Source organism: Okeania sp. SIO2B9 (genome assembly GCF_010672505.1).
GTDB classification, from domain to species: Bacteria; Cyanobacteriota; Cyanobacteriia; order Cyanobacteriales; family Microcoleaceae; genus Okeania; species Okeania hirsuta.
Window position 1 is genome coordinate 1 of sequence record NZ_JAAHGK010000692.1, and the last position, 4092, is coordinate 4092.

At 42.0% G+C, this 4092-nt stretch carries 2 protein-coding genes; both read right to left on the reverse strand.

Translation table 11 applies throughout. The features are described from left to right. Positions 1–857, reverse strand: an 857-nt coding sequence (hpsE, locus tag F6K13_RS21725) for a hormogonium polysaccharide biosynthesis glycosyltransferase HpsE (RefSeq protein ID WP_287288351.1), incomplete at its 3' end; no start/stop codon positions are given. A 324-nt stretch (positions 858–1181) separates the two neighbouring features. After that, the coding region (gene surE, locus F6K13_RS21730) for a 5'/3'-nucleotidase SurE (RefSeq protein ID WP_287288353.1) at positions 1182–4092 on the reverse strand (2911 nt) is incomplete at its 5' end.

Sequence of the window (4092 nt, forward strand, 5' to 3'; positions counted from 1 at the left end):
TGCAAATTATAGTTTTTGATAAAGTAAGATAAAGCTTTCCGAGAATCATTAACTAGATAAGCAAAAAATGCTAGAGGTCTTTGCCAAGGTTTAAGTCTGATCATTCTAATATGATTTCTGTGTAACCCTGAACCACGCGCGAGAGATAGTAAATAATTTCGCTCCAATCTTGAAGAAGATATCATGTGATGGAGATGCATTTCAGGATTGTACCAAATTTCCCATCCTGCATTTTGTATATGAGCAAAAACCTCCATATCTTCTCCTTTAAGTGCCAAAGATTTTCCAGCAGTTCCTGTCAGGAATAAATTTTCAGGAACACTTTCTAGCCATGCTTTTTTAGAAACAACTGTACCAGCTCCAGGAGGCAAAACTTTTTTCTTACGCTTATAGCAAAAAGCTTTTTGACCTCTTTCAATAATTGCCAAATACACAGCTATCTTTTGAAAATTTTGAGGTGGTTCAACTTCAAATTCCCCATGAATTTGTCCTCCATAAGCACCTACTTTAGGATGTGATTTACCAAAAGCATAAGCTTTAGCAACCCAGTCAAGTGCAGGTAAATTATCATCATCAATAAAACCTACTAAAGAACCTTGTGCTTTTTCCATTGCTTTCCTTCTGGCAAAAGCACATCCTTGCCGAGTTTCAGTAAAATATTTGAGAGGAAATTTTTCTCCCCAATTAGATTGGTAATTAGCAACTATTTTGGCTGTATTATCTGTGCTGTTGTTATCAACTATAACAATTTCCCAGTCTATTTCTTCTATTCCCACCTGATTTTTAAGTCTGCCCAAAATTTGAGGCAAATTCTTGGCTGAGTTATATGCTCGAATAGCAACAGTAAAATCAATCATTAGAAAAATCAATATACCTTCCCATTGGCAAAGGGAAGGAATTTGGAATCGGGTTAAAGCCAATTAAAAAATAGATGTAAAGTCTGCCTCTGTCAAGGTAGTGGTATCAATCCCGTTGAGGACAGCGAGTGTCTCGTATATTTCAAAGTTCTGAAAAAAGATCGGATAAAAATATTTATCCGATCTTTAATGTACGGTAAGTTAATCAGTAAATATTGAGGAGATATTGCCTTAATTTTTACTCATTGAACTTGAAAGGAATATTAACTTTATTCCTAAAAATACTGACCCTTAAGAATTGATTGTAGAAGCAGTATTTGAAAGTTATACGGAAGTAAAGTCACTCTCAGTTAAAGCGGTAGTATTAATACCATTGAGAATAGCGAGTGTTTCTTCACCTGAGATAATACTATTTCCAGTAAAGCTCAAGTCAGCAAAAGTTAGACCCTCAGCTAAACCGATGAAGTCAGTTCCAACTTCAAAGTCAACAATAGTATCAGTTCCTTCACCAACAGCTAAGATAAAGGTATCAGAACCTTGACCACCAGAGAAGTTATCTCCAGTGATAACGTCATCACCCAAACCACCGCGGATTAGGTCATCGCCATCATCACCCCAAATTAGGTCATCACCTTCGTCACCGTAAAGTTCGTCGTTACCGCCTTTACCTCCAATGCGGTCATTTCCTACACCACCAGAAATCGTATCATCTCCGCCAGCTTGACCTCCAGAGGAACGACCTCCCTCTCCCCGCAGAACGTCATCACCTGCGTTCCCGATAATTTCATCATCACCGAGAAGACCTGTTAAGGTGTCACTTTCAGCCGAACCGATGAGAACGTTGGGTTGAGGAGTTGGGGTCAGAAGTGGTGAAATCAGGTCTTGAACCTCGTCTCGCAAAGCTTCTGGGGCGTTCCAACTTCCATCCAAAGGGGTAACGGTAATAAACCCAGATAAAAATTCTCCGCCTTCTGAATTGGGTTCAATGTCTGCATCTGGCGGTAATTCAACTGGCGCAAAACCCAGTCCGGCACCGCCACTGGGAAGTTCACCGAAGTCAATATCAAACGGTGTAATGTCGCTAGTTGAAGTAAATTTCACCCCTTGAATTTCCTCAATCCCTTCTGGAAAACGCACCGGAATATTAATGCTTAAACCTGTTCCTTCGGGTAAAATAGTCTCGTCTAATTCCTGAGTTGCTTGCAGTTGGGAAATTAAATTTGTAACAAAATCTGCCCCAATTTCGTAGGCTTCATCAACGACAGTTTCATCCTCAAAATCAATCCCTGCACTAATCGCAATAGCCGGAACATCTCGTAATAAAGCCGTAACCGCCGCACTAACTGTTCCAGAAGAAACGGCACCACCCGGACCGATATTTTCGCCTTCGTTAATACCCGAAATGACTAAGTCAGGTTTATCGTCTAAAACAAAGTCTAAAGCCGCCCAAGTTGTGGTTCGAGGTGCGCCATCAACAAACCATTGATTCTCCTCAAAATTCACGACTTCTGTGGGCTGGAAAATGGCATCAACATCCAGAACTGTTCCTTTTCCACTCTGTTGTTCTTTGGGGGCAACGAGGGTAACATTATGACCTGCGACGGTTAAGGTTTCGTAGAGAACTTTTATTCCTTCTGCTTCAAAACCATCATCATTTGTAATCAGAATATCCAGGGGTTCAGCCGTGACATTTTCGGGGGCAGCTTCAATTCGTTGACTTAAACTGTCTCGAATCTCTTCACTCCCACTCCAGTCCCCATCAATAGGAGTTACGGTAATTGCACCTGCGAGGAACTGTTCTCCTTCTGAGTTAATATTCGTCACTTCATCGGGAGAAATAGGCGAATTAAAGTCAATTAAAACTCCCACACCTTCCCCAAAGGTTTCGGGTAATTCTCCAAAGCGGAGGTCAAGGGTTGAAACCTCATCTAACGCTGTGAATTTAACGCCCTGAATTTCCTCAACGCCTTCCGCAAATTCTGTGGGAATATTGACATTTAAACCCACACCATCGGGTAAGAGTTGTTCTGTGTCATTTTCTTCCAACTGTTGGATCATTTCAACAACAAAATCTGCCCCAATGTCATAGGCTTCTGCTAACTTCTCCTCATCTGAACCAGTTCCCGCACTGACCGCAATCGCTGGAATTCCGCGTTGAATTGCGGTTGAAGCTGCACTAACCGTTCCCGAAGAAATGACAATATTACTGCCAATATTTGCCCCTTCGTTAATCCCAGAAATGACTAAATCGGGTTCGTTTCCATCCAAAATAAAATCGAGTGCCGCCCAAGTTGTCACAACCGGACTGCCATCCACAAACCATTTATTTTCCTCAAAATTAACCACTTCTGTGGGTTGGAAAATCTGGTCAACGTTAATCAGAGTTCCCCGTCCACTCTGTTGTTCTTTGGGGGCGACAAGGGTGACGTTATATCCGGCTTCTGTTAACGCCTCAAACATGACGTTAATCCCGTCTGCTTCAAACCCGTCATCATTAACTAACAAAATTTCTAATGATTCTTCGCCCGGTTCAAGGTCATTTGTTGTCTGAAAATTCCAGGTCGTATCATCAGTAATACCTGCAAACGGATTACCTGAAACTGTCTCACCGCTTCCCTGAACCAAAATATTATCAACCGCCCACCACCAATCGTTTCCAGCTTCAAATACGCCGAAGTTCAAAACCGCACTACTTGCATCTTCGGGATTATTTAACGGAATAGATAATGTCTCATTAGTGGACTCATCTGGTTTGAAATTGGGGTCGTTAGGATCGGAAGTCCAACGCAAGAGTTCAATGGGTTCTCCACCATCAAAGGAAACGGTGAGATTAGCTTTCTGATTATCTTCCGGACGCCAACTGGAATCAAATGTGAGAAACGCTGTATTCGCTTCAATTTCTGTTAAGTCAATGGCTGGTGTTTGAATGAAAGCGTTGTACAAATCGGGATTGATATCAACGTCTGCATCATCATATTCATCAGGATCTGCAACCATCACTGTGCCAACCCCTTTGGTAAATTCATTCCGACGTTGACCTCCCGCTGAGGCTGCCCAAGAGTTTTTATCCAAGAACGTCCAACCAAAGAATTCAATCGGCCCACCTGTAGGGGTTGTGCTATTGTCCTGCGTCCAACCTTCCGGGGGAGTAGTTGTAAAGTCTGTACCATCTCCACCTCCTTCTGTGGGACTAACAAACGGTTCTAAAGTTAATCCTTCAAAATCTTCGGTAAAC